Annotated in this window: 19 protein-coding genes and 3 tRNA genes; 7 read left to right on the forward strand and 15 right to left on the reverse strand. The window is 34.8% G+C overall.

Going from position 1 to position 19,737, the window contains the following annotated elements; translation table 11 throughout:
* From ftsH to NMM26_RS05215, 15 genes are all read right to left on the reverse strand, one after another.
* Nucleotides 1-1,954 (reverse strand): ATP-dependent zinc metalloprotease FtsH (gene ftsH, locus NMM26_RS05145; RefSeq protein WP_254753932.1); only part of this gene is annotated, 1,954 nt, incomplete at its 3' end.
* Between the two features lie 15 nt (nt 1,955-1,969).
* A complete protein-coding gene (gene hpt, locus NMM26_RS05150; RefSeq protein ID WP_000892177.1) occupies nt 1,970-2,512 on the reverse strand; it encodes a hypoxanthine phosphoribosyltransferase in 543 nt (180 codons plus the stop codon).
* Between the two features lie 4 nt (nt 2,513-2,516).
* Nucleotides 2,517-3,794, reverse strand: a complete 1,278-nt coding sequence (gene tilS, locus NMM26_RS05155; RefSeq protein ID WP_254753933.1) for a tRNA lysidine(34) synthetase TilS — start codon at nt 3,792-3,794, stop codon at nt 2,517-2,519.
* On the reverse strand, nt 3,791-5,059 hold the full coding sequence (locus NMM26_RS05160) for a serine hydrolase (RefSeq protein WP_001224748.1): 1,269 nt from the start codon (nt 5,057-5,059) through the stop codon (nt 3,791-3,793). The genes tilS and NMM26_RS05160 overlap by 4 nt, the downstream gene beginning before the upstream one ends.
* Entirely contained in the window at nt 5,052-5,174 is a 123-nt protein-coding gene (locus tag NMM26_RS05165; protein ID WP_000429336.1) for an SP_0009 family protein, read from the reverse strand. Before NMM26_RS05165 ends, NMM26_RS05160 begins: the two co-directional genes overlap by 8 nt.
* Before the next feature lie 4 nt (nt 5,175-5,178).
* Complete coding sequence (locus NMM26_RS05170; RefSeq protein WP_000041905.1) at nt 5,179-5,547, reverse strand: septum formation initiator family protein; 369 nt, start codon at nt 5,545-5,547, stop codon at nt 5,179-5,181.
* Complete coding sequence (locus tag NMM26_RS05175) at nt 5,540-5,806, reverse strand: RNA-binding S4 domain-containing protein (protein ID WP_001234978.1); 267 nt, start codon at nt 5,804-5,806, stop codon at nt 5,540-5,542. The genes NMM26_RS05170 and NMM26_RS05175 overlap by 8 nt, the downstream gene beginning before the upstream one ends.
* A gap of 57 nt (nt 5,807-5,863) precedes the next feature.
* Nucleotides 5,864-9,367, reverse strand: a complete 3,504-nt coding sequence (gene mfd / locus NMM26_RS05180; RefSeq protein ID WP_000258075.1) for a transcription-repair coupling factor — start codon at nt 9,365-9,367, stop codon at nt 5,864-5,866.
* Nucleotides 9,368-9,937 (reverse strand): aminoacyl-tRNA hydrolase, encoded by a 570-nt coding sequence (gene pth / locus NMM26_RS05185; RefSeq protein ID WP_000163941.1) that lies wholly within the window; start codon nt 9,935-9,937, stop codon nt 9,368-9,370.
* A gap of 71 nt (nt 9,938-10,008) precedes the next feature.
* Nucleotides 10,009-11,124 carry a redox-regulated ATPase YchF gene (ychF, locus tag NMM26_RS05190; protein WP_001218719.1) on the reverse strand — a complete coding sequence of 372 codons (1,116 nt, stop codon included), beginning with the start codon at nt 11,122-11,124 and terminating at the stop codon, nt 10,009-10,011.
* Nucleotides 11,125-11,208: 84 nt separating this feature from the next.
* Nucleotides 11,209-11,403 (reverse strand): DUF951 domain-containing protein, encoded by a 195-nt coding sequence (locus tag NMM26_RS05195; protein ID WP_000285186.1) that lies wholly within the window; start codon nt 11,401-11,403, stop codon nt 11,209-11,211.
* 64 nt (nt 11,404-11,467) lie between these two features.
* Nucleotides 11,468-12,604 (reverse strand): DNA polymerase III subunit beta, encoded by a 1,137-nt coding sequence (dnaN, locus tag NMM26_RS05200; RefSeq protein WP_000581170.1) that lies wholly within the window; start codon nt 12,602-12,604, stop codon nt 11,468-11,470.
* A 158-nt stretch (nt 12,605-12,762) separates the two neighbouring features.
* A complete protein-coding gene (gene dnaA, locus NMM26_RS05205; protein ID WP_000660608.1) occupies nt 12,763-14,124 on the reverse strand; it encodes a chromosomal replication initiator protein DnaA in 1,362 nt (453 codons plus the stop codon).
* 212 nt (nt 14,125-14,336) lie between these two features.
* On the reverse strand, nt 14,337-15,095 hold the full coding sequence (locus NMM26_RS05210; RefSeq protein WP_000410386.1) for a ParB/RepB/Spo0J family partition protein: 759 nt from the start codon (nt 15,093-15,095) through the stop codon (nt 14,337-14,339).
* 57 nt (nt 15,096-15,152) lie between these two features.
* The gene (locus NMM26_RS05215; RefSeq protein WP_000681582.1) at nt 15,153-16,334 is read right to left on the reverse strand and encodes a S1C family serine protease; all 1,182 of its coding nucleotides are present in this window, start codon (nt 16,332-16,334) and stop codon (nt 15,153-15,155) included.
* 183 nt (nt 16,335-16,517) lie between these two features.
* On the opposite strand from NMM26_RS05215, the gene rlmH reads away from it, so the two are divergent.
* The 7 genes from rlmH to NMM26_RS05250 all read left to right on the forward strand — a co-directional run bounded on the left by rlmH (nt 16,518) and on the right by NMM26_RS05250 (nt 19,701).
* Nucleotides 16,518-16,997: a 23S rRNA (pseudouridine(1915)-N(3))-methyltransferase RlmH gene (gene rlmH / locus NMM26_RS05220; protein ID WP_000695947.1), complete on the forward strand. Its 480-nt coding sequence runs from the start codon at nt 16,518-16,520 to the stop codon at nt 16,995-16,997.
* 43 nt (nt 16,998-17,040) lie between these two features.
* Nucleotides 17,041-17,114 (forward strand) — tRNA-Arg (locus NMM26_RS05225).
* Between the two features lie 164 nt (nt 17,115-17,278).
* The gene (comC, locus tag NMM26_RS05230) at nt 17,279-17,404 is read left to right on the forward strand and encodes a competence-stimulating peptide ComC (protein WP_000799684.1); all 126 of its coding nucleotides are present in this window, start codon (nt 17,279-17,281) and stop codon (nt 17,402-17,404) included.
* A gap of 20 nt (nt 17,405-17,424) precedes the next feature.
* A complete protein-coding gene (gene comD, locus NMM26_RS05235; RefSeq protein ID WP_001050352.1) occupies nt 17,425-18,750 on the forward strand; it encodes a competence system sensor histidine kinase ComD in 1,326 nt (441 codons plus the stop codon).
* Nucleotides 18,747-19,499 carry a competence system response regulator transcription factor ComE gene (gene comE / locus NMM26_RS05240; RefSeq protein ID WP_000866084.1) on the forward strand — a complete coding sequence of 251 codons (753 nt, stop codon included), beginning with the start codon at nt 18,747-18,749 and terminating at the stop codon, nt 19,497-19,499. Before comD ends, comE begins: the two co-directional genes overlap by 4 nt.
* 51 nt (nt 19,500-19,550) lie before the next feature.
* A tRNA-Glu gene (locus tag NMM26_RS05245) sits at nt 19,551-19,622 on the forward strand.
* Between the two features lie 5 nt (nt 19,623-19,627).
* Nucleotides 19,628-19,701 (forward strand) — tRNA-Asn (locus tag NMM26_RS05250).
* Nucleotides 19,702-19,737 lie beyond the last annotated feature (36 nt).

Genomic DNA, 19,737 nt, shown 5'->3' on the forward strand with positions numbered 1-19,737 from the left:
TTTCGTCATTCATTTTTGACTTTACTTCATCATAAGATAATGCATGTGATTCCTCTTCTACTGTTTCAGGCATCTTTCCTGTTTCGTAAAGAGATTTAATTTGTGTACTATCCAATGTTTCGTATTTCAATAATGCTTCTGCAATCAACTTGTGAGTTTCACGATTTGACTGAATAATTTCCGCAGCTTTATTTCGTGCTTCATTCAATAGCGAACGAACCTCTTCGTCAATTTCATAAGCTGTTTGTTCTGAAATTGATTTTTGAGGACTCTGTGCACCAAACATAGCATGGTTTCCTTCATATTGTACTGGGCCAAGTTTTTCACTCATACCGTACTCTGTAACCATTGCACGCGCCATTTGTGTCGCCTGTTCAAAGTCGTTTGAAGCTCCTGTAGTTTGGACATTAAAGATGATTTCTTCAGCTACACGTCCCCCCATTAAGCCAGCCAATTGCTCTTTCATATCTTCTTTAGAAAGAAGCATTTGATCCTCTTTAGGAAGTGCAATCATGTATCCGCCTGCACGTCCGCGTGGTACGATAGTAACTTTATGAACAACACGGGCATTTGACAATACTAGACCAACAATGGTATGTCCTGCCTCATGATAGGCAACCAATTCACGTTCTTTTTGTGAAACTGTCTTATCTTTCTTAGAAGGTCCAGCAATAACTCTATCTTCTGCTTCATCAATATCTGAGGCATCAATGATTGATTTATTGCGACGAGCAGCAACTAAAGCTGCTTCATTCAAGACATTCTCTAAGTCAGCACCAACAAAACCTGGAGTTTGTTGAGCCACTAATTTCAAATCAACATCTTCTGCTAAAGGCTTATTCTTAGCATGAACTTTCAAGATTGCTTCGCGCCCCTTAACATCAGGACGACCAACCAATACTTTTCTATCAAAACGTCCTGGACGCAGAAGGGCTGGGTCAAGTACATCTGAACGGTTTGTCGCAGCAATGACAATAATCCCTTCATTTCCCTCAAAACCATCCATTTCAATCAAGAGTTGGTTCAAGGTTTGTTCACGTTCGTCATTACCTCCGCCGAGACCGACTCCACGTTGACGTCCAACAGCATCAATTTCATCGATAAAGATGATAGCTGGTGCTGCTTTTTTGGCATCTTCAAAAAGAGAACGGACACGACTAGCTCCAACTCCGACAAACATTTCTACAAAATCAGAACCTGAGATACTAAAGAATGGAACACCTGCTTCTCCGGCAACTGCTTTAGCAAGCAAAGTCTTACCTGTTCCCGGAGGTCCCTCTAGAAGGACACCTGCTGGAATACGGGCTCCAAGTTTTGTAAATCGTTTTGGATCTTTTAAGAATTCAACAACTTCAACTAGTTCTTGTTTTTCTTCTTCAGCTCCAGCAACATCTGAAAATCTTACTTTTATATCTTCTTTATTTGCAGCTTTAGCCTTACTACGTCCAAAACTCATTGGGTTACGGCTATTATTTCCTCCCATATTTCCCATCATAGAGAATAGGAAGAAGAAAAGAATACCGAATGGCACAATGGATACAAGAATATTAATCCACATACCACTTGAACTTTCATGCTTAACAGTTACTTCCGCTTTATGATCAGAAGCAAGTTTTTGCAATTCAGATACTGTCGTATCTGAAGGAAGAATGATGCTTGAAAATTTCTCTACTGTTGTAGCAGAAGGAGAAAAGAACTGAATTCCTGTTTCTTCTTTACTTGTTTTAGGATTTTTATAGACACCTGAAACTTCGATAACACTGCCATTTGGTTGGTAAGTCAATTCTTTTACATTGTCATCGGTAATTTCTTTTACCAATTCTGTATAATTAATTTGCTCACTTTTCCCTGTAACACTACCGGTACTAAAATACTGATAACCTGTAACTAGGAAAAAAATAAGTAATAACCATAGAAAAGGATTTTTAATTAAACCATTATTTTGTTTTTTCATTAAAAATTGTTCTTTCTAATTTGAATACACTTCTTCTTTCAATACTCCAACATAAGGAAGGTTACGATAATTTTCTTTGTAGTCTAAGCCATAACCTACTACAAACTCATTTGGGATAGTAAAGCAGGTATAGTCTGCCTCAATTTCTACAACACGTCCTTCTGGTTTATCCAACAAGGTTGCAATGTTAACAGAAGCAGCTTCTCTTTCAATAAACATATCTCGCAAATTTTTCAAAGTTTGACCTGTATCAATGATATCCTCTACAAATAGAACATGTCTTCCTTTGATATCTTGAGTCACATCTTGCTTGATATTGATGACACCACTACTTGCTGTTCCACCATGGTAGCTAGAAACCATCATGAAGTCCATTTCAATATGTGTGTCGATATGTTTAACCAATTCAGCCATAAAAGGAATAGATCCTTTTAAAATCCCAACTAAGATTGGATTTTTTCCTGCATAATCCTTAGTTAATTGAGCACCTAATTTTTTAGCAGCTTCTGTAATTTCATCGTGTGAAACGAGAATTTTTTTAATATCGTTTTCTAACATTTTTTTACCTATCTATTTTTTCTATATAAAGTACAGTGTTCATTATATCATTTTTCGTGTTTTTACTCAAATTACTGGTCGCAATTCCCAAAATTGAGACAATTTCACCAAATTGCTCAATAATCAGGGCAGATTTTCGCTTTTCCATAGGGATTTTCAAATCAATAAATAGACGTCTAAGTTTTTTTCTATGCCCATTTTGAATCAAAACATCTCCTGTTTTTCGATGACGAATATGTATTGATGTTTCCCGTGAAACAGGTATTTGTTGAATTGATTCACCTTCTAAAGGAAGTCCAAAGGAAAATAAATATCCCTGATAAGTTACCTGATTTTGATAGTGTAACACAAGTTCATCTTCCTTTTCATCAGCCTGCGGACTGATTTTACAAATCTGAAACTGTTGGTACTCTTTTATCAATTCATAGCCATTTTTAAGCAGATGACGATACTGGCTTTTAGTTTTTAAAATTTGCCGAACTTCAGCAAACTGCGCTTTTGTAAGATTCAAATCTGGAAAATGATTCAGATAAGTTTGAAGTAAAACTCTTTGTGTAGACTCAGAATAAGAAAATAACTGCTGTAAATTTTCCACATCAATATTGTGAGATAATTCAGTTATAGCTAAGTCATAATCTAAAATTTCATTGCCGATACTTAAGATTGCATCTCTAAATCGAGGATTTTCTTTTTCTAATTCTGGTAAGTAAGAGTTTCGAATACGGTTGCGCAAATAATGATTTTCCTGATTTGATATATCTTCAAAGTGAAAAATTGGTGGAAAGTCTTTTTTTTGAAAATGCAAGAAGGGACGAATGATTTCTATCTCTCCGACAACTTGCTTCTCCTTAATTCCTGATAGATAGCGCAAACGAGTGCCTCGAATCAAGCGCATCAAAATCGTTTCCACCTGGTCATCAGCATGGTGAGCAGTGACTAAGGCTGTCGCACCTGTCTTTTTCATGACTTTTTTAAAAAATTCATAACGAAAATCTCGAGCACGCGCTTCCGAAAATTCTCCTGAAAAATTGCTGATATAAATAGGAAGCTCTGCTTCAGTAGCCAACTTCCTTAATTCCTTTTCTTCCCAATCTGATTCTACTCGCTGCTTATGATTCACATGAGCTAGAATCAATTCAATTTCTAACTCTTTTTGATACGTAGATAATACCTTAAATAGAAACATAGAATCTAATCCACCAGAAAGAGCTAGCACCACCTTAGCATGTTTTTTGAAATATCCCTTATTAAGAAAATGATTTAAAAAATCTTGTTCTCTCATTTTAGAACCTCATAAACATCTTTGGCTATCTTAGAAATCGTATCATAATCAGAATTCTTTGTGAAAATAGAAAGAATAAATGGAGAATCTGCATAAACAACACCTGTATCATGCTTAAATTCATCCGCATCTCCAATTTTATGAGCTACTTTAACAGAAACACCTTTGGCAATTCGCTCATTATCAAAATCTGTTTTAGTTAAAGATTCCAATACAAATCCATTTTGATTATAAATGGCTTCCATAACCTTCCCAGCCATTTTAGAAGAAATCAATTTTTCATTTGAATCCCAATCATCTCCCATAATAGCAGACATCTTGGATTTGAATGTGGCATCAGATTGGTTTGAAATGTAATATCCCAATAGATTATGAGCTACATTATCAGATTCTTTTGATACTTTCGTAATTAAATCCTTTAGAGAGTATTCTTTATTATCCTCTTTTTTAGGAAGACTACCACTTCCCTCTGGTTTATAAGAACCTAGAAAATCATTGACTGCAGATACATATTTTACAGTCGTGTCTAACTGATAAAGACCCTCATTTATTTTTTCTTGCGTATAATAAAGATAAGGTAGTTTTAAAACACTAGCTGCATACATCTTTTCATCTTGATTGATACCAGCTTCTTTTCCAGTAGTCAGTTGCTTAACATAAATAGAGAATGATTCCTTCTGATATTTTTCAGATAACATTTCTTGGACTTTACTTATCCGATTATCTTCTTCAGAAGTTGATTCCTTATCTACCCATCCAGCTTGATCAATATGTAGAAATTCTCTTCCTTCTACAAACATGGTCTTGTCGATTGATACTTGCGAATAAGCTGATAAGGATGATTTCACTTCTTTTAAGTCATAAGGGCTATTATACAGTTTAAAATCAGATTCTAACCATACTTTTTTGATTGTAGGAGTTACCTCTGACTGATCATATAAAAATCGTTTGTCCGCAGCTATAAATTGGTGGTTGGATAACTTAAATACTGGAATTCCCTGTTTATTTAAGCGCCACTCGGTTATTTGGAAACTTGTTTTTGGAGTTAATTTTCCAGATTCCACTACTAAATCTTCATTCGCATAGATAGGAACTTCTCCATAAACCATAGGAGAACTTAATTTTTCTCTAAAATAAATACCAAAGTCAGATTGTGAAAGGTAATAAATTTCTTTCGAAGTATAGACGACTTCTTTTTCTGTGCTAACGACTTTTGAGATGGTCAAAAAACTCGGTAGCAACAAAATAATTAAGAATTTACGCATTCTTCCTTTCCTTTTCTTCTTGTAAACGCAATAATTGATTTTTTTCAGCCAACTCTTCCAGCTTTTCATCCGATAGACTCAAAAATTGCTCTATTACATCTAATAAATTTTCCATTTCATCACCTTGGAAGCAAGTCAGGAATCGTATAAACGGCTTCCCGATTCTTAGAATAATAATATTTTGCACGCATGTATTTAGCAGCGTAATCTTCATCTTTCAACTTTGTGGCAAAAGCTGTTTCCTTCTCCTTTTCCTCACTCAAGGTTTGATACTGAGTTTGTAAGTCTGATAACTGTTGACGTCTTTGGAGTAATTGGTGATAACTTTGAGCAAGATTATAAGTTGGTAAAATGAACAATAAAATCATCAAAATAAGAACCCAACCCATGAAACGATTCCGTTTTTGTCGTTCTTTCATCAGATAACGACGACGTTGGTGTTCATTTTGAATAAAAGAATTATTCAATTGTACGATATTTTTAGACATTTTCTTCTACCCGTGTTTCACTGATAATTTCATACATGCCTGCTGCATCTTCTTTTTTTGTACTATCTTTCATCTCCAGTACTTTTACAAGTAGCAACTTATTCCCAAAGCGAATTTCAACTTGATCATTAACTTTCAAGTCCGTTGAACTTTTGGCCAAGATTCCATTTACCTTGATTCTGCCTTTATCTGCTACTTCTTTTGCGACTGTACGACGCTTGATAATTCTTGATACTTTTAAATATTTGTCTAATCTCATTTTTATTACCTCAAATTATTATTGTACCATTTTTATCCATTTTATAGAAGAAAAATGTTAAAGGGAATTGCCTTCTTTTGACTCTTTTATCTCTAATAAACTTTCTCCAAAAATGAGCAGACCTTCTAAAATTTCATAGTCCTTCTTGTTTCGGACATCAAATACAACTTCCATTAATCCCTTATTCTCAGCTATGGCTGCTTTTAGGTTTGTTGCGGATAAAGCTTTGAAATAATCTTGAGCTAAAAACAGTCGTTGAGTGACTTTTTCAAATTGAACTGTAATCTTATTATCTTTTCTTTCCACACGTTGAACAAAGACCTTGTCCAAGTATGACTTGACTAAACCAATTTCTAAAAGATAGGCTACAACGTCTGGGTATTCTCCAAAGCGGTCCATCAACTCTTCCTGTAACTCTTCATAATTGACACGGTTGTCAATTTGACGAATTTTCTTGTAAATTTCGATCTTATGTCGTTGGTCAGATATATAAATATCAGGAAGATAGGCATCAATTTGCAAAATCAATTCGGCATTTCCTTTTATTCTTGTATTCCCATTACCATGTCGTTTAGCAATAGCTTCCTCTAGTAATTGAGAATACAATTCAAAACCAACAGAATCAATGAAACCAGACTGGGATTTGCCTAAGAGATTTCCTGCTCCACGAATCGAAAGATCTCGCATTGCAATCTTAAATCCGGAACCCAATTCTGTAAATCCTTTGATCGCTTCTAATCTCTTTTCAGAGACTTCACTGATTGATTTTTCTGGACGATACATGAGATAGGCATAAGCAATACGATTACTACGACCGACTCTTCCTCTTAATTGATACAAGGTTGACAAGCCCATATGATCTGCATTTTCAATAAACAAAGTATTGGCATTTGGAATGTCTACCCCTGTCTCAATAATGGTAGTTGTCACCAAAATATCATACTGACCTTCAATGAAATCCAGTAGAGTATTTTCTAACTGAATTTCACTCATTTGCCCATGAACATAACCAATCGAAGCCTCTGGAATTAACTCCTGTAATTCTGAAACCTTTTGGTCAATCGTGTCAACTTTGTTGTAAAGATAGTAAACTTGACCTCCACGCTCCATTTCACGCAAGACAGCATCACGAATGACACTATCATTCTTTTCCAAAACATAGGTCTGAACAGGATAGCGATTAGTCGGCGGAGTTTCTATAACAGACAAATCTCTGATTCCCAGCATAGACATATGGAGGGTACGAGGAATTGGCGTTGCTGTCAAGGTTAGGACATCCACTTGTTTTTTTAGTTCTTTCAATGTTTCCTTATGCTTGACACCAAATCGCTGTTCCTCATCAATAATCATCAAGCCCAAATCAGCAAACACAACATCTTTTGACAAAACACGATGGGTTCCAATCAAAATATCTACTTGACCCTTTTTCAATTTTTCAAGTGTCTCTGCCTGCTCTTTTTTACTTCTAAAGCGACTCAACACATCAATATTAACTGCAAAATTTTGGAATCGTTCCTTAAAATTCGTATAGTGCTGTTGCGCTAAAACCGTCGTCGGAACTAAAACGACAACCTGTTTGTAATCATTGACTGCCTTAAAGGCTGCACGCATAGCAACTTCAGTCTTTCCAAAACCAACATCCCCAACTAAAAGTCGATCCATTGGCTGAGAAGCCTGCATATCGCTCTTGATTTCCTCAATACTACGAAGTTGATCATCCGTTTCAACATAAGGGAAGGCATCATCAAAAGCATGTTGATCCTCATCATCAGCTGAGAAAGCAAAACCCTTCAACTGGCTGCGTTCAGAATAAAGTTTGATTAAATCGTCAGCTATATCCTCTACCTGGTTCTTAACTTTTTGCTTGGCCTTTTTGAAATGACCGTCATTTAATTTATTGAGTTTTGGTGCTTTACCATCACTTGAAACATATTTGGACAGTAACTGAATCTGCTCTACCGGGATGGAAATTTGGTCCCCATTTTGATACTGGACACTAACATAATCACGGTGAATCCCTTTGATTTCAATTGTTTCAATCCCTAGATATTGACCAATTCCATGGATATGGTGAACAACGTAATCTCCTTTTTCAAGTTCATTGTAATCTTTTAATCTCTCTGCGTTTGAAACATGTTGTCTTCGAAAACGACGTTTCAATTTCTTTTGAAAAATCTCATGTTCAGTAATCAATAAAATCTTTTCATCTACAAAATGAAAACCATGTCTGAGATTTCCCTCGATTAAGTTTACAGATTCTTTACAAATACTTGACTTATATCTGGAATCCAATTTAATCTGGTATTCCTCTAAAACATCCTCCAATGTTTTACTTCCCATTAAATTGCTAGACTGCAGAATAATAGTGTAATCCATTTTTTTGTATCGCTCAATTTCTTCTTTTAGAAAAGAAAATTGATTGAAAAATTCCTGCATAGGATATTGATTAAATTGATAAATCTGGTCAAACTTGAGATTTCCTAAACCCTTTTGTAGATTAGAGAAAAAGGTAACCGGACTCTGTTTTTTATAGATTTGCTCTGTATCTGCAAAATACTGCATCTCAGAAAATGCTTTACTGTTCTGTAATTCTTCTGTAAAGTATTGCGCTAATTCTCTTTCAAATACTTCATACTGATTCATTAATTTTTGATAATCATCAAAGAATATTGGGGTATCTTTTTCAATATAGTCAAAAACAGTCCATGTCTTGTCATAACACAAAGATAAAAATTTCCTTGAATCAGAATGAATTTGTTTTTGGTGAAAACTTGAAAAAATTTCTTCTAGGTATGATTTCAAAATAGGTGATAAGGTCTTCGAAATTTGTTTTTCTAAAGCTGACTGTCCTCGTTGATAATCCTTTTCTCTCAAAAGCATATCGCTAGCTGGAAAGATAATGAGTTCTGTCTGATTTTCTTTCGATAACTGTGTTTCGACTTCAAATGACCTAATACCATCGACTTCATCACCAAAAAACTCAATTCGATAAGGTTCTAACTGGGATATTTCAAAAATATCTAAAATATCTCCTCGCAGACTAAATTCTCCTTGAGTTTGTACTTGTGTAACTTTTCGATATCCTATCTCCTTTAACTGATGGATAAGCGCATGTTGGTCATATTCTTCACCAACTGAGATTGTTACAATACTATCTTTGAATACATTTGGAGACGGTAAAATCAATCGACTTGCTGCGATATTACAAACTAAAATCCCTTTCTTAGATGAATCAGTCAAAAAACGTAAGGCTTCAACCCGTGAAATGATTTTTTCTTGTGAAGACATCAAAAACTCGACCATAGGGGAGTCATCTACCAAAAATGGATAGACAAATTCCTCACCCAAGATAGAAATAAGATCACTAATAAGCCCTTCTGCTTCTCCATAAGTTGACGTCAATAACACAATCTTATCTTCTTTTTCTAGACTACTTGCAATTGCAAGAGCCTTAGTAGACGTTGATAAACCGAGTATTAGTTGTCTTTTCTTATCTGTTAAATTTTGATGCCATTTTTTGATTTGATCATTTTCTGAGAATAAATCTAATAAGGTCACCATTTATCCGTTATACCTCTGCATTGTTTTCTCAAAATTTTTCTCTTGTAAATAGTAATTTACAGAATCGTCAACTTTGTCAATAGACTGTAAAATACCAATATAATCATCATTGTCAAATTTATTCAAAACATGATGAACAACTGACATACCATTTTTAGGTCTTCCGATTCCAATCTTAACACGATTAAAGACCTGAGTACCTATATGTTGAATAATAGACTTGATACCATTATGACCACCTGCAGAGCCCTTTGCTCTTAAACGAATCTTTCCAACTTCCATGTCAAGATCGTCGTAAATGACGAGTAAATCTTCAATATCTAAACCATAGTAAGTCAATAAAGCATGAACTGCTTTTCCACTTTCATTCATAAAGGTCGTTGGTTTGACCAGATAAATTTTTTCTCCATTTAGGAAAAAGGATGCTAGATCAGCTTGAAATATCTTATCGTGTGTAAAAGTGACATTTTGTTTCTTCGCTAGTTGGTCAATCAACATAAAACCAACATTGTGTTTTGTTTCAAAATATTTATCCCCTGGATTGCCCAAGCCTACAAGTAATTTGGTCATTTATTTTTCCTTTCAAAAGCCAAAAGGGTTGGAATTTTTTTCCAACCTAATTGACACTATTCATTAATTTTTTAGACATTAAAACGGAATTCCATGATGTCGCCATCTTGAACGATATATTCTTTTCCTTCTTCACGCAAGCGGCCAGCTTCTTTTACGGCTTTTTCAGATCCGTATTTCACTAGATCCTCATATGACATGGTTACTGCACGAATAAAGCCTTTCTCAAAGTCTGAGTGGATAATCCCAGCTGCTTGAGGAGCCTTCATACCACGTTTGAAGGTCCAAGCGCGAACTTCTTTTTCACCAGCTGTGAAGTAAGTTCCCAGTCCAAGCAAGTGGTAAGCTGCACGAGTCAACTTGTCAACGCCTGATTCTGCCAATCCAAGTGCTTCAAGAAACTCTTGTTTGTCTTCATCGTCTAACTCAGAAATTTCTTCCTCAGCACGCGCAGAAATAATGACTACTTCAGCATTTTCTGTCGCTGCGAATTCACGAATTTGTTTAACATAGTCGATAGAGTCAGGTTCTGAAACCACATCCTCGTCCACATTGGCAACATAGAGCACTGGTTTAGTCGTCAAAAGGAAGAGACCTTTGACAACTTTTTGTTCTTCATCTGTAAATTCGATGGTGCGAGCTGATTTCCCATCTTCAAGGACTGGTTTAATCTTTTGAAGAACATTGAATTCTTCCACAGATTCTTTATCTTTTTGAGTGCGTGCCATCTTTTCTACACGCGCATAGCGTTTATTGACTGATTCTAAGTCAGCAAGAATCAATTCTAGGTTAATGGTGTCAATATCCGCAAGTGGATCCACAAAGGCATCTTCACGTCCTTGCTCGCGCATGACATTTTCATCATCAAAAGCACGAACTACGTGAACAATCGCATCTACTTCCCGGATATTGGCCAAGAATTTATTTCCTAGCCCTTCTCCTTTTGAAGCTCCTTTTACAATTCCTGCGATATCTGTAAATTCAAATGTTGTTGGAACTGTCTTTTTAGGAGTAATCATTTCCGTCAATTTTTGGAGGCGTTCATCAGGAACTTCTACCATTCCAACGTTTGGATCAATCGTCGCAAATGGGTAATTTGCTGCCTCTGCTCCTGCTTTTGTAATTGCATTAAATAGTGTTGATTTACCAACGTTTGGCAAACCAACGATACCTGCTGTTAAAGCCATATTTTCTCATTCTCCGTTTTCATTTCAATCCCTAATATTATAACACAAAAAGGGAAAACTTGCTAACCCTCTAACTAAGGCTTCTTAGTCAATAATTTTATTCATTTTTCGATCAAAATCATATCGTCCCATCATGACAACATGGTCGCAATTGCTACATTTAATTTTGATATCTGCCCCTACACGTGTAATTTCCCAACGATTAGCCTTTTTACCAGTCGACTTGATTGTGCAAGCATGTGGTTTTTTCATTTCAACAAAATTTCCAACTTGATACATACTACTCTCCTTTTCTTTTTCGATTATATCATAAAAGAGGCGAGCTAGGCTCAACCTCTTTCACTTAATTTGTACGAACTGGGGTGATAAGTTGCATGAAGTCCTCATCAGTATCTGCTGGCACAAGAGTAAATGGACGAACAGCTGAGATAAAACTAATGGTCACCTTTTCGCTATTTAAAGCCTTAAGAGAATCAATCAAGTAAGTTGGGTTGAAACTAATAGTCAAATCTTCACCAGTCACCTTATCAGTATCGATTTCTTCGTTTACTTTACCAACTTCTGGAGAGTGAACATGAGCACTAACAACCCCACCTTTAATTTCAAGTTTCACAGTACCATTTTGAGTCGCACTTGATAAAAGACGAGCACGTTCCATTGACTGACGTAAGTTTACAACATCAAAAGTAATTGTTGTGTTAAAGTCTATTGGAATCAAGCGATCTGTATCAGGATAGTTACCTTCTAACAAACGAGTATAGAAGCTAATATTTTCACTTCTAAAGAGGATTTGATTGTTGGCAAAGAAAATCTCTACAGTTTCAATATCATCTGTAAATACCGCTGAAAATTCTCGTAAAGAACGGCTAGGAATTACGACATCAAAATCATCACTATTTTTCTCAAGAGTTAATTTTTTCTGGCTTAGACGATGAGAGTCTGTCGCAACTGTTTTTAGCTCCTTGTGTTGACTCAATACAAAATGAACACCTGTTAAAATTGGACGACTCTCTTGTGTACTTGCAGCAAATGCTGTTTCATTGATAATTTTCTTGAGTAATTTTGTTTCAAGAACCAAAGGAGTACTAGCTGAAATTTCTTGGATTCGTGGATATTGCTCGCTATCTTTTCCTTTTAGGGTAATTTCTGATTTACCACTTGTTAAAACAATTTGATTTTGTTCAATTTCTTTAAAATCAAGAGTCACATCTGGAAGACTAGATACAACATTGATAAAGAAAGAAGCTTCAAGAAGGATCGAACCTAAAGAAGTAATTAACAAACCAGCATCTTCATTTTTTTGAGAAATAAAATTTTCAATTGAAATCTGACCATTTGAACCAATTAAAGTAACACCTTCATTGGTTACGTCAATTTTGACAGTTGATAAAATAGGAATAGCATTTTTAGAACTAATAGCTCTCTTAGTAGTATTTAAGGCTTGTAGAAATAAATTTTTATTAATTGAAAAATGAATCATGGATTCTCCTTTATTTATTTTTAGTATTAGAAGGATAATAGTAATAATAGAGTCTGTGAAATCTGTGGAAAACAGACTTAAAGTAAGTTATATCAAGTTTTTTGGCTTGTTTAAAAAATGTGGATAAAAAAGATAAAAAAGCGAAAGTTATCCACAAGTTATTTGATTTTCTTTTTGATTGATTCAATTTCTAAACGTAAATTATCGTCTTCATCAATCAAAGATTTAATTTTTGCATGGGCATGAATGACTGTTGTATGATCTTTTCCTCCAAATTCCTTCCCAATTTTTGGAAGACTATTATCTGTTAGTTCTCTAGATAAATACATGGCTACTTGACGGGCTAAAACAATATTTTGAAGGCGTCTGCTTCCCTTCATTTCTTTGACACTGATACCATAAAAGTTACCAACTTCATTTTGGATTTTATCAATTGGGATGACGAGCATTTGGTTAACATCTTGTTTACGTGCTCTAATAGCCTCTGCAGCGATATCGATAGTGATATCCTTAATCTTCTTCACTCGGGCAATTAAAGTGATGTCGTTGATTGCTCCTTCAAGTTCTCGGACGTTTGAATCAAATTGACCAGCTAGGTATTCTAGGGTATCACTTTGGAAATGGTAGTCTAAATGCTCTGTTTTACTTTGTAAAATGGCAATACGTGTCTCAAAGTCAGGTGGTGTGATGTTTTGCGTCAATCCCCAGCTAAAGCGCGTGACAAGTCTTTCCTCAAGTCCCTCTAGGTGTTTAGGACTACGATCACTAGTCAGAACAATTTGTTTTTGATTGCTATGGAGAACATTGAAAGTATTGAAAAATTCTTCCTGAGTTGCAACTTTTTTTCCACTCAGCGATTGGATATCATCAATTAACAAGAGATCAAGGCTACGGTAAGTTTTTTTGAACTTTTCCATTTCACCAAGTCTCAGGTGTTCAAGAAAGTCGTTGATAAAGCTTTCAGCAGGAATGTACTTAACACGCGCATCAGGAATATTTTTCAAAATCTCATTCCCAATTGCATTGAGTAAGTGAGTCTTCCCAAGTCCAGGTCCTCCATAGATAAAAAGAGGATTATAGGTCAATGCCAAATCTTCAGAGACAGCCAAAGCGGCTGATACTGCCCAAACATTTCCATCTCCTTGAATAAAATTATCAAAGGTATACTTTTCTTTTAATCCAGTATCCGAATAAGGAATAGATGCCAACTTTGGACTGTAGTCATAAAGAGTTGAATTTGGAGATTCTTCAACTTGTGAGACAGCCGTATCTTGAGGTTTGGTGAAAATATAGTGGGGAGTTATCTCAGCATCATAAATTTCAAATCCAGCAACTACAATAATATCTTTTAGTTGTTTTTCCCAAACCATTTCCATTTCAGATCGTGGTAAAAATATAGTGGCAACATTTTCCTCTACCTTGATGAGTTCAGCTTGAATAGCATAGAAATCATACATGGATCGAGTCAGTCTTTCTTGAGCAAATTCTAATATACGATTCCAAAATTGTTTTTCTTTCAATCCTCTCTCCTCCTTTACTATTTAAAAGTTTAATGCTAAACTTATTTTACCATAGATAGCAAGAATTTTCCACAAGCTGTGAAAAATAATCCACAATGTTATTAAGTTTTATCCACAGGTTGGGGATAAAATCAGAAACTATTGATTTATTAAGTTTTTTATTGAAAAAAATAGTGGATAACCTTGTGAGATAAAAAAATAAAAGAACAGCCTTATTTCAGGCTGTTGATGATTCTATTGTATTCTTCTTGATTTGAAAAAGAAATAATGATTTTTCCACTATCTTTTTTAGACATTTTGATTTCTACATCTAATCCGAGTAGTTTTTTTAACTGTTCTTCTTCATTTTGTATGAAATGATTCGTTTTTTGAAGTTTCTTTTGTTTTTTCTCTGTCAGAAGAGCTTCTAACTTCCTTACAGAAATGTCTTCCTCGATGATTCGTTGAAAGAAATAGTCTTGTTGTTCCTTGTTCAACCCAACTAGAGAACGCGCATGGGCTTGTGATAGTTTGCCATTTTCTACTTCTGAGAGGATCTGTTCTGGCAAGGAAAGCAAGCGAATAGAGTTGCTGATATAAGGACGAGACTTGCCCATTTTATCTGCAATTTCAGTATGGGTGAATCCTTTATCTATGAGAGATTCATAGGCGCGTGCTTCTTCTATTGGGTTTAAATTTTCTCTCTGTAAATTTTCAATGATGGACTGGACAATCATCTCTTGATCTGAAAGCTGTTTAACAACAGCTGGGATAGACGTTAGACCAGCTAAAAGTGAAGCCCGATAGCGTCTCTCTCCTGCAAGGATTTCATAACCAATAACAGGAGATTGACGAACAATAATCGGTTGAATGACTCCATTTTCTTTTATAGATTGAGCTAGTTCATCTAGTTTTTCTCTATCAAATTCTTTTCGAGGTTGATAGGGATTTTTTTGTATATCTGTGATAGAAATCATTTCAAATTTTTCCATGATTCTACACTAACACATCTTTTCTCTTATGTAAAGGTTTCTTTACATAGATGTCAATTAAGATTCTAAATCACCTGAACTCTTGTCAAGTTTAATAGATGTAGTTTCTTCTTTACCGTTACGATAGTAAGTTATCTTAATGGTGTCTCCGATAGAATGATTGTAAAGAGCACTTTGTAAGTCTGTTGATGAAGCAATCTCTTTGTCATCTACTTTTGTAATAACATCGTATTTTTCAAGGTGACCATTTGCAGGCATATTGCTTTGTACAGAACGAACAACTACACCAGATGTTACATTGCTTGGAATATTCAGTCTTCTAATATCACTTGTATTAATATTTGAGAGATTGACCATTTGGATTCCCAAAGCTGGACGAGTCACTTTTCCGTTCTTTTCTAACTGTTCAATAATATTGATAGCATCATTTGCAGGGATTGCGAAACCAAGGCCTTCTACAGATGTGCCTCCATTTGTGGCAATTTTACTTGAGGTAATTCCGATAACCTGTCCTTGAATATTGATTAGTGGGCCACCAGAGTTACCTGGGTTAATAGCAGTATCAGTTTGGATAGCTTTTGTAGAAATAGCTTGTCCATCTTCAGATTTTAAAGATACATTTCGATTAAGACTAGATACGATACCTTGAGTGACAGTATTAGCATATTCAGAACCTAATGGGCTACCGATGGCAATAGCAGTTTCTCCTACGGTTAACTTGCTAGAATCACCAAACTCAGCTACTGTTGTCACTTTTTCTGAAGAGATTTTGACGACAGCAATATCAGAGAAAGTGTCCGCTCCGACAATTTCTCCGGGTACTTTAGTTCCATCTGACAAACGAATATCTACTTTGCTGGCGCCATTTATAACGTGATTATTGGTGACAATATAAGCTTCTTTATCATTCTTTTTATAAATAACCCCAGATCCTTCACTAGAGATTTGTTGAGAATCTGTGTCAGTATCATCATTTCCAAATACGCTATTTTGTCTATTTGCTGAATAAGTAATAACAGAAACAACAGCATCTTTTACTTTGTTAACAGCCTGTGTTGTTGAATTTTCGTTCTTATAGGCAGTCTGTGTAATGGTGCTATTGTTGTTAGAGTTGCTTACACTACTTTTTTGAGTTAGTTGAGCTATTGAAAAACTACCCAAGGCTCCACTAAAAAAGCTAATGACGATAACGACTAATAATTGAAACCCTTTTTTGTAAAATGTTTTTAGATGTTTCATATTTGCCTCCATTTATTTGAAATTACTGAAAGTATAAACTGACTAGCTTAATTATAACTTAAACACAAAAGTTTTTCACAGTTTGTGGATAACTTTTAAAAATCTGTGATTTTCTAGGTGAAATTTAACCTTTTGTTTTGTGAATAAGATGTGAAAAAATAGAGAATATGTTAGAATAGAGTCATGAAAATTAAAGTTGTAACAGTTGGGAAACTGAAAGAAAAGTATTTAAAAGATGGTATTACAGAGTATTCAAAACGAATTTCTCGATTTGCTAAGCTTGAAATGATAGAGCTAGCAGATGAAAAAACACCAGATAAGGCCAGTGAGTCAGAAAATCAAAAGATTTTAGAAATAGAAGGTCAGAGAATTTTATCAAAAGTTGGTGATCGTGATTTTGTTATTGTGTTGGCTATAGAAGGGAAAACTTTCTCCTCAGAAGAATTTAGTAAGCATTTAGAAGAAGCTTCTATAAAAGGATTTTCTACTCTTACTTTTATTATTGGAGGGAGTCTGGGATTAGCACAGGATGTAAAAAAGAGAGCTAATCTCTCTGTTAGTTTTGGCCGCTTAACTTTGCCCCATCAGTTAATGAGACTAGTCCTTGCTGAACAAATCTATCGCGCTTTTACGATTCAGCAGGGATCACCCTACCATAAATAGAAAATTGACTTTTAATTGAATTTTTGGTAGAATAATTGTGTTAGGTCTCATAGCTCAGCTGGATAGAGCATTCGCCTTCTAAGCGAACGGTCGCAGGTTCGAATCCTGCTGGGATCAATATAGTAGCAAAGCTGGGAATTTTCCCGGCTTTTTTCTTAAAAAAGTACACTTTGGGAGAAAAAAATGACAGTTGAGAGAATTTTATCTAAAACGAAATTCCATTTTGTATAATAGTTTTTGTAAGTTATCTTACAAGAAAAAACATTTTAGGAGATTTTATTATGAAAAACACAGTTAAATTGGAACAGTTTGTAGCCTTGAAGGAAAAAGACTTGCAGGAGATTAAAGGTGGGGAAAGTAGACTGTCAAGATTACTCCGTGATTTTATTTTCCAAATAAAACAGTAATGAAATAAGGAGAAAGAGTAATGAATTTGCTTGAATTTGGGACAGTTATTGTTTATTTTTTAATTATTAGTTACAGTTACCATTTAATTTGTAAAGGTCAAGTAAATAGAAGAGAACTATACGTTTTTGGTGCTTATACATTACTAACAGCAATAGCACTTGATTTTCCCTTATATCTTCTAAATTTAGATGGGTTAGGGATTGCAACATTTTTATTTCCTTTGGGCTTATATTCCTATTTTCGATGGATTAAACAGTATGAGAGGGATAGAGGACTATTCCTAAGTTTACTACTATCTCTTTTATATGAGAGCACTCATAACTTTCTGTCCGTAACTTTTTCCTCTATAACAGGAGACAATTTTGTTTCACAATATCATGCCCCATTCTTTTTCGTTGTAACAGTGTTGACTTATGTTGTTATCTTAAAAATCATTCATTATTTCCACTTAGAACTAAACTATTTTGATAAGGACTACCTTTATCCCTTCTTGAAAAAAGTATTTTTTGCTTTACTACTGCTCCATACTGCATCTTTCGTTTCAGATATGGTAAGTACGGTTAAACATTTGAATAGTTTTGGAAGTATTTTGTCATCTATTGTTTTTATCTCTCTCCTTTTGACCTTCTTTGCAATGAATTCTCATAAAGATCAAATGGAGAAAGAGATTGCTTTGAAGCAGAAAAAATTTGAACAGAAACATTTACAGAATTATACAGATGAAATTGTCGGACTGTATAATGAAATCCGTGGTTTTAGACATGACTATGCTGGGATGCTTGTCAGCATGCAGATGGCAATTGACAGTGGTGATTTACAGGAAATTGACAGAATTTACAATGAAGTTTTGGTCAAAGCAAATCATAAACTGCGTTCAGATAAGTATACTTACTTTGATTTGAACAACATAGAAGATTCAGCTTTACGAAGTTTGGTTGCTCAGTCCATTGTCTATGCTCGAAATAATGGTGTAGAGTTTACACTGGAAGTAAAAGATACGATTACCAAGCTCCCAATTGAACTATTGGATTTGGTTCGTATCATGAGCGTTTTATTGAACAATGCTGTCGAAGGATCGGCTGATAGTTATAAAAAACAGATGGAAGTAGCAGTTATTAAGATGGAGATTGAAACAGTTATTGTGATTCAGAATTCATGTAAAATGACGATGACTCCTTCAGGAGATCTATTTGCTTTAGGATTCTCCACTAAGGGAAGAAATCGCGGGGTAGGATTAAATAATGTGAAAGAACTACTAGATAAGTACAATAACATTATTTTAGAAACAGAGATGGAAGGCAGTACATTTAGACAAATTATTAGATTTAAGAGGGAATTTGAATGAAAGTTTTAATTTTAGAGGATGTTATTGAACATCAAGTGAGACTAGAGAGAATATTGAATGAAATTTCGAAAGAATCGAATATTCCAATATCATACAAGACAACAGGAAAAGTCCGTGAATTTGAAGAATACATTGAAAATGATGAAGTAAATCAGCTTTATTTCCTAGATATCGATATTCATGGAATTGAGAAAAAAGGATTTGAGGTTGCTCAGCTCATTCGTCATTACAATCCTTACGCTATTATCGTCTTTATCACCAGTCGATCAGAGTTTGCGACTCTAACCTATAAATACCAGGTATCAGCCCTAGATTTTGTTGATAAGGATATCAATGATGAGATGTTTAAGAAGAGAATTGAACAAAATATCTTCTACACGAAGAGTATGTTACTTGAAAATGAAGATGTTGTAGATTATTTCGACTACAATTACAAGGGAAATGATTTAAAAATTCCTTACCATGATATTTTGTATATTGAAACAACAGGTGTCTCTCATAAATTGCGCATTATTGGTAAGAATTTTGCAAAAGAGTTCTATGGAACAATGACAGATATTCAGGAAAAGGACAAACATACTCAGCGATTTTATTCTCCTCATAAGTCATTTTTGGTAAATATAGGTAACATCAGAGAAATTGATCGAAAAAACTTAGAAATTGTTTTCTATGAAGATCATCGCTGTCCTATTTCAAGGTTAAAAATTAGAAAATTAAAAGATATTTTAGAGAAAAAATCTCAAAAGTGATTGACAATTAGTAAGAAATTGATATAATGGTTATATCTGCTACAGATAGAAGGTCCGTTGGTCAAGGGGTTAAGACACCGCCTTTTCACGGCGGTAACACGGGTTCGAATCCCGTACGGACTATTTTATCCGCCATAGCTCAGTTGGTAGTAGCGCATGACTGTTAATCATGATGTCGTAGGTTCGAGTCCTACTGGCGGAGTATAGATAAAAGGGAACACAGCTGTGTTCCTCTTTT

This window comes from Streptococcus sp. CF7_Ac1-8, from assembly GCF_024295435.1.
GTDB classification, from domain to species: domain Bacteria; phylum Bacillota; class Bacilli; order Lactobacillales; family Streptococcaceae; genus Streptococcus; species Streptococcus mitis_AP.

What these genes read in the sequence shown, in the direction of transcription:
- NMM26_RS05215 (WP_000681582.1), bottom strand. Translation starts at nt 16,334, where the DNA reads ATGAAACATCTAAAAACATTTTACAAAAAAGGGTTTCAATTATTAGTC.
- rlmH (WP_000695947.1), top strand. Translation starts at nt 16,518, where the DNA reads ATGAAAATTAAAGTTGTAACAGTTGGGAAACTGAAAGAAAAGTATTTA.
- comD (WP_001050352.1), top strand. Translation starts at nt 17,425, where the DNA reads ATGAATTTGCTTGAATTTGGGACAGTTATTGTTTATTTTTTAATTATT.
- NMM26_RS05165 (WP_000429336.1), bottom strand. Translation starts at nt 5,174, where the DNA reads ATGGAAAATTTATTAGATGTAATAGAGCAATTTTTGAGTCTATCGGAT.
- ychF (WP_001218719.1), bottom strand. Translation starts at nt 11,124, where the DNA reads ATGGCTTTAACAGCAGGTATCGTTGGTTTGCCAAACGTTGGTAAATCA.
- NMM26_RS05160 (WP_001224748.1), bottom strand. Translation starts at nt 5,059, where the DNA reads ATGCGTAAATTCTTAATTATTTTGTTGCTACCGAGTTTTTTGACCATC.
- hpt (WP_000892177.1), bottom strand. Translation starts at nt 2,512, where the DNA reads ATGTTAGAAAACGATATTAAAAAAATTCTCGTTTCACACGATGAAATT.
- tilS (WP_254753933.1), bottom strand. Translation starts at nt 3,794, where the DNA reads ATGAGAGAACAAGATTTTTTAAATCATTTTCTTAATAAGGGATATTTC.
- NMM26_RS05210 (WP_000410386.1), bottom strand. Translation starts at nt 15,095, where the DNA reads ATGGAAAAATTTGAAATGATTTCTATCACAGATATACAAAAAAATCCC.
- comE (WP_000866084.1), top strand. Translation starts at nt 18,747, where the DNA reads ATGAAAGTTTTAATTTTAGAGGATGTTATTGAACATCAAGTGAGACTA.
- mfd (WP_000258075.1), bottom strand. Translation starts at nt 9,367, where the DNA reads ATGGTGACCTTATTAGATTTATTCTCAGAAAATGATCAAATCAAAAAA.
- dnaN (WP_000581170.1), bottom strand. Translation starts at nt 12,604, where the DNA reads ATGATTCATTTTTCAATTAATAAAAATTTATTTCTACAAGCCTTAAAT.
- comC (WP_000799684.1), top strand. Translation starts at nt 17,279, where the DNA reads ATGAAAAACACAGTTAAATTGGAACAGTTTGTAGCCTTGAAGGAAAAA.
- NMM26_RS05170 (WP_000041905.1), bottom strand. Translation starts at nt 5,547, where the DNA reads ATGTCTAAAAATATCGTACAATTGAATAATTCTTTTATTCAAAATGAA.
- pth (WP_000163941.1), bottom strand. Translation starts at nt 9,937, where the DNA reads ATGACCAAATTACTTGTAGGCTTGGGCAATCCAGGGGATAAATATTTT.
- NMM26_RS05175 (WP_001234978.1), bottom strand. Translation starts at nt 5,806, where the DNA reads ATGAGATTAGACAAATATTTAAAAGTATCAAGAATTATCAAGCGTCGT.
- NMM26_RS05195 (WP_000285186.1), bottom strand. Translation starts at nt 11,403, where the DNA reads ATGTATCAAGTTGGAAATTTTGTTGAAATGAAAAAACCACATGCTTGC.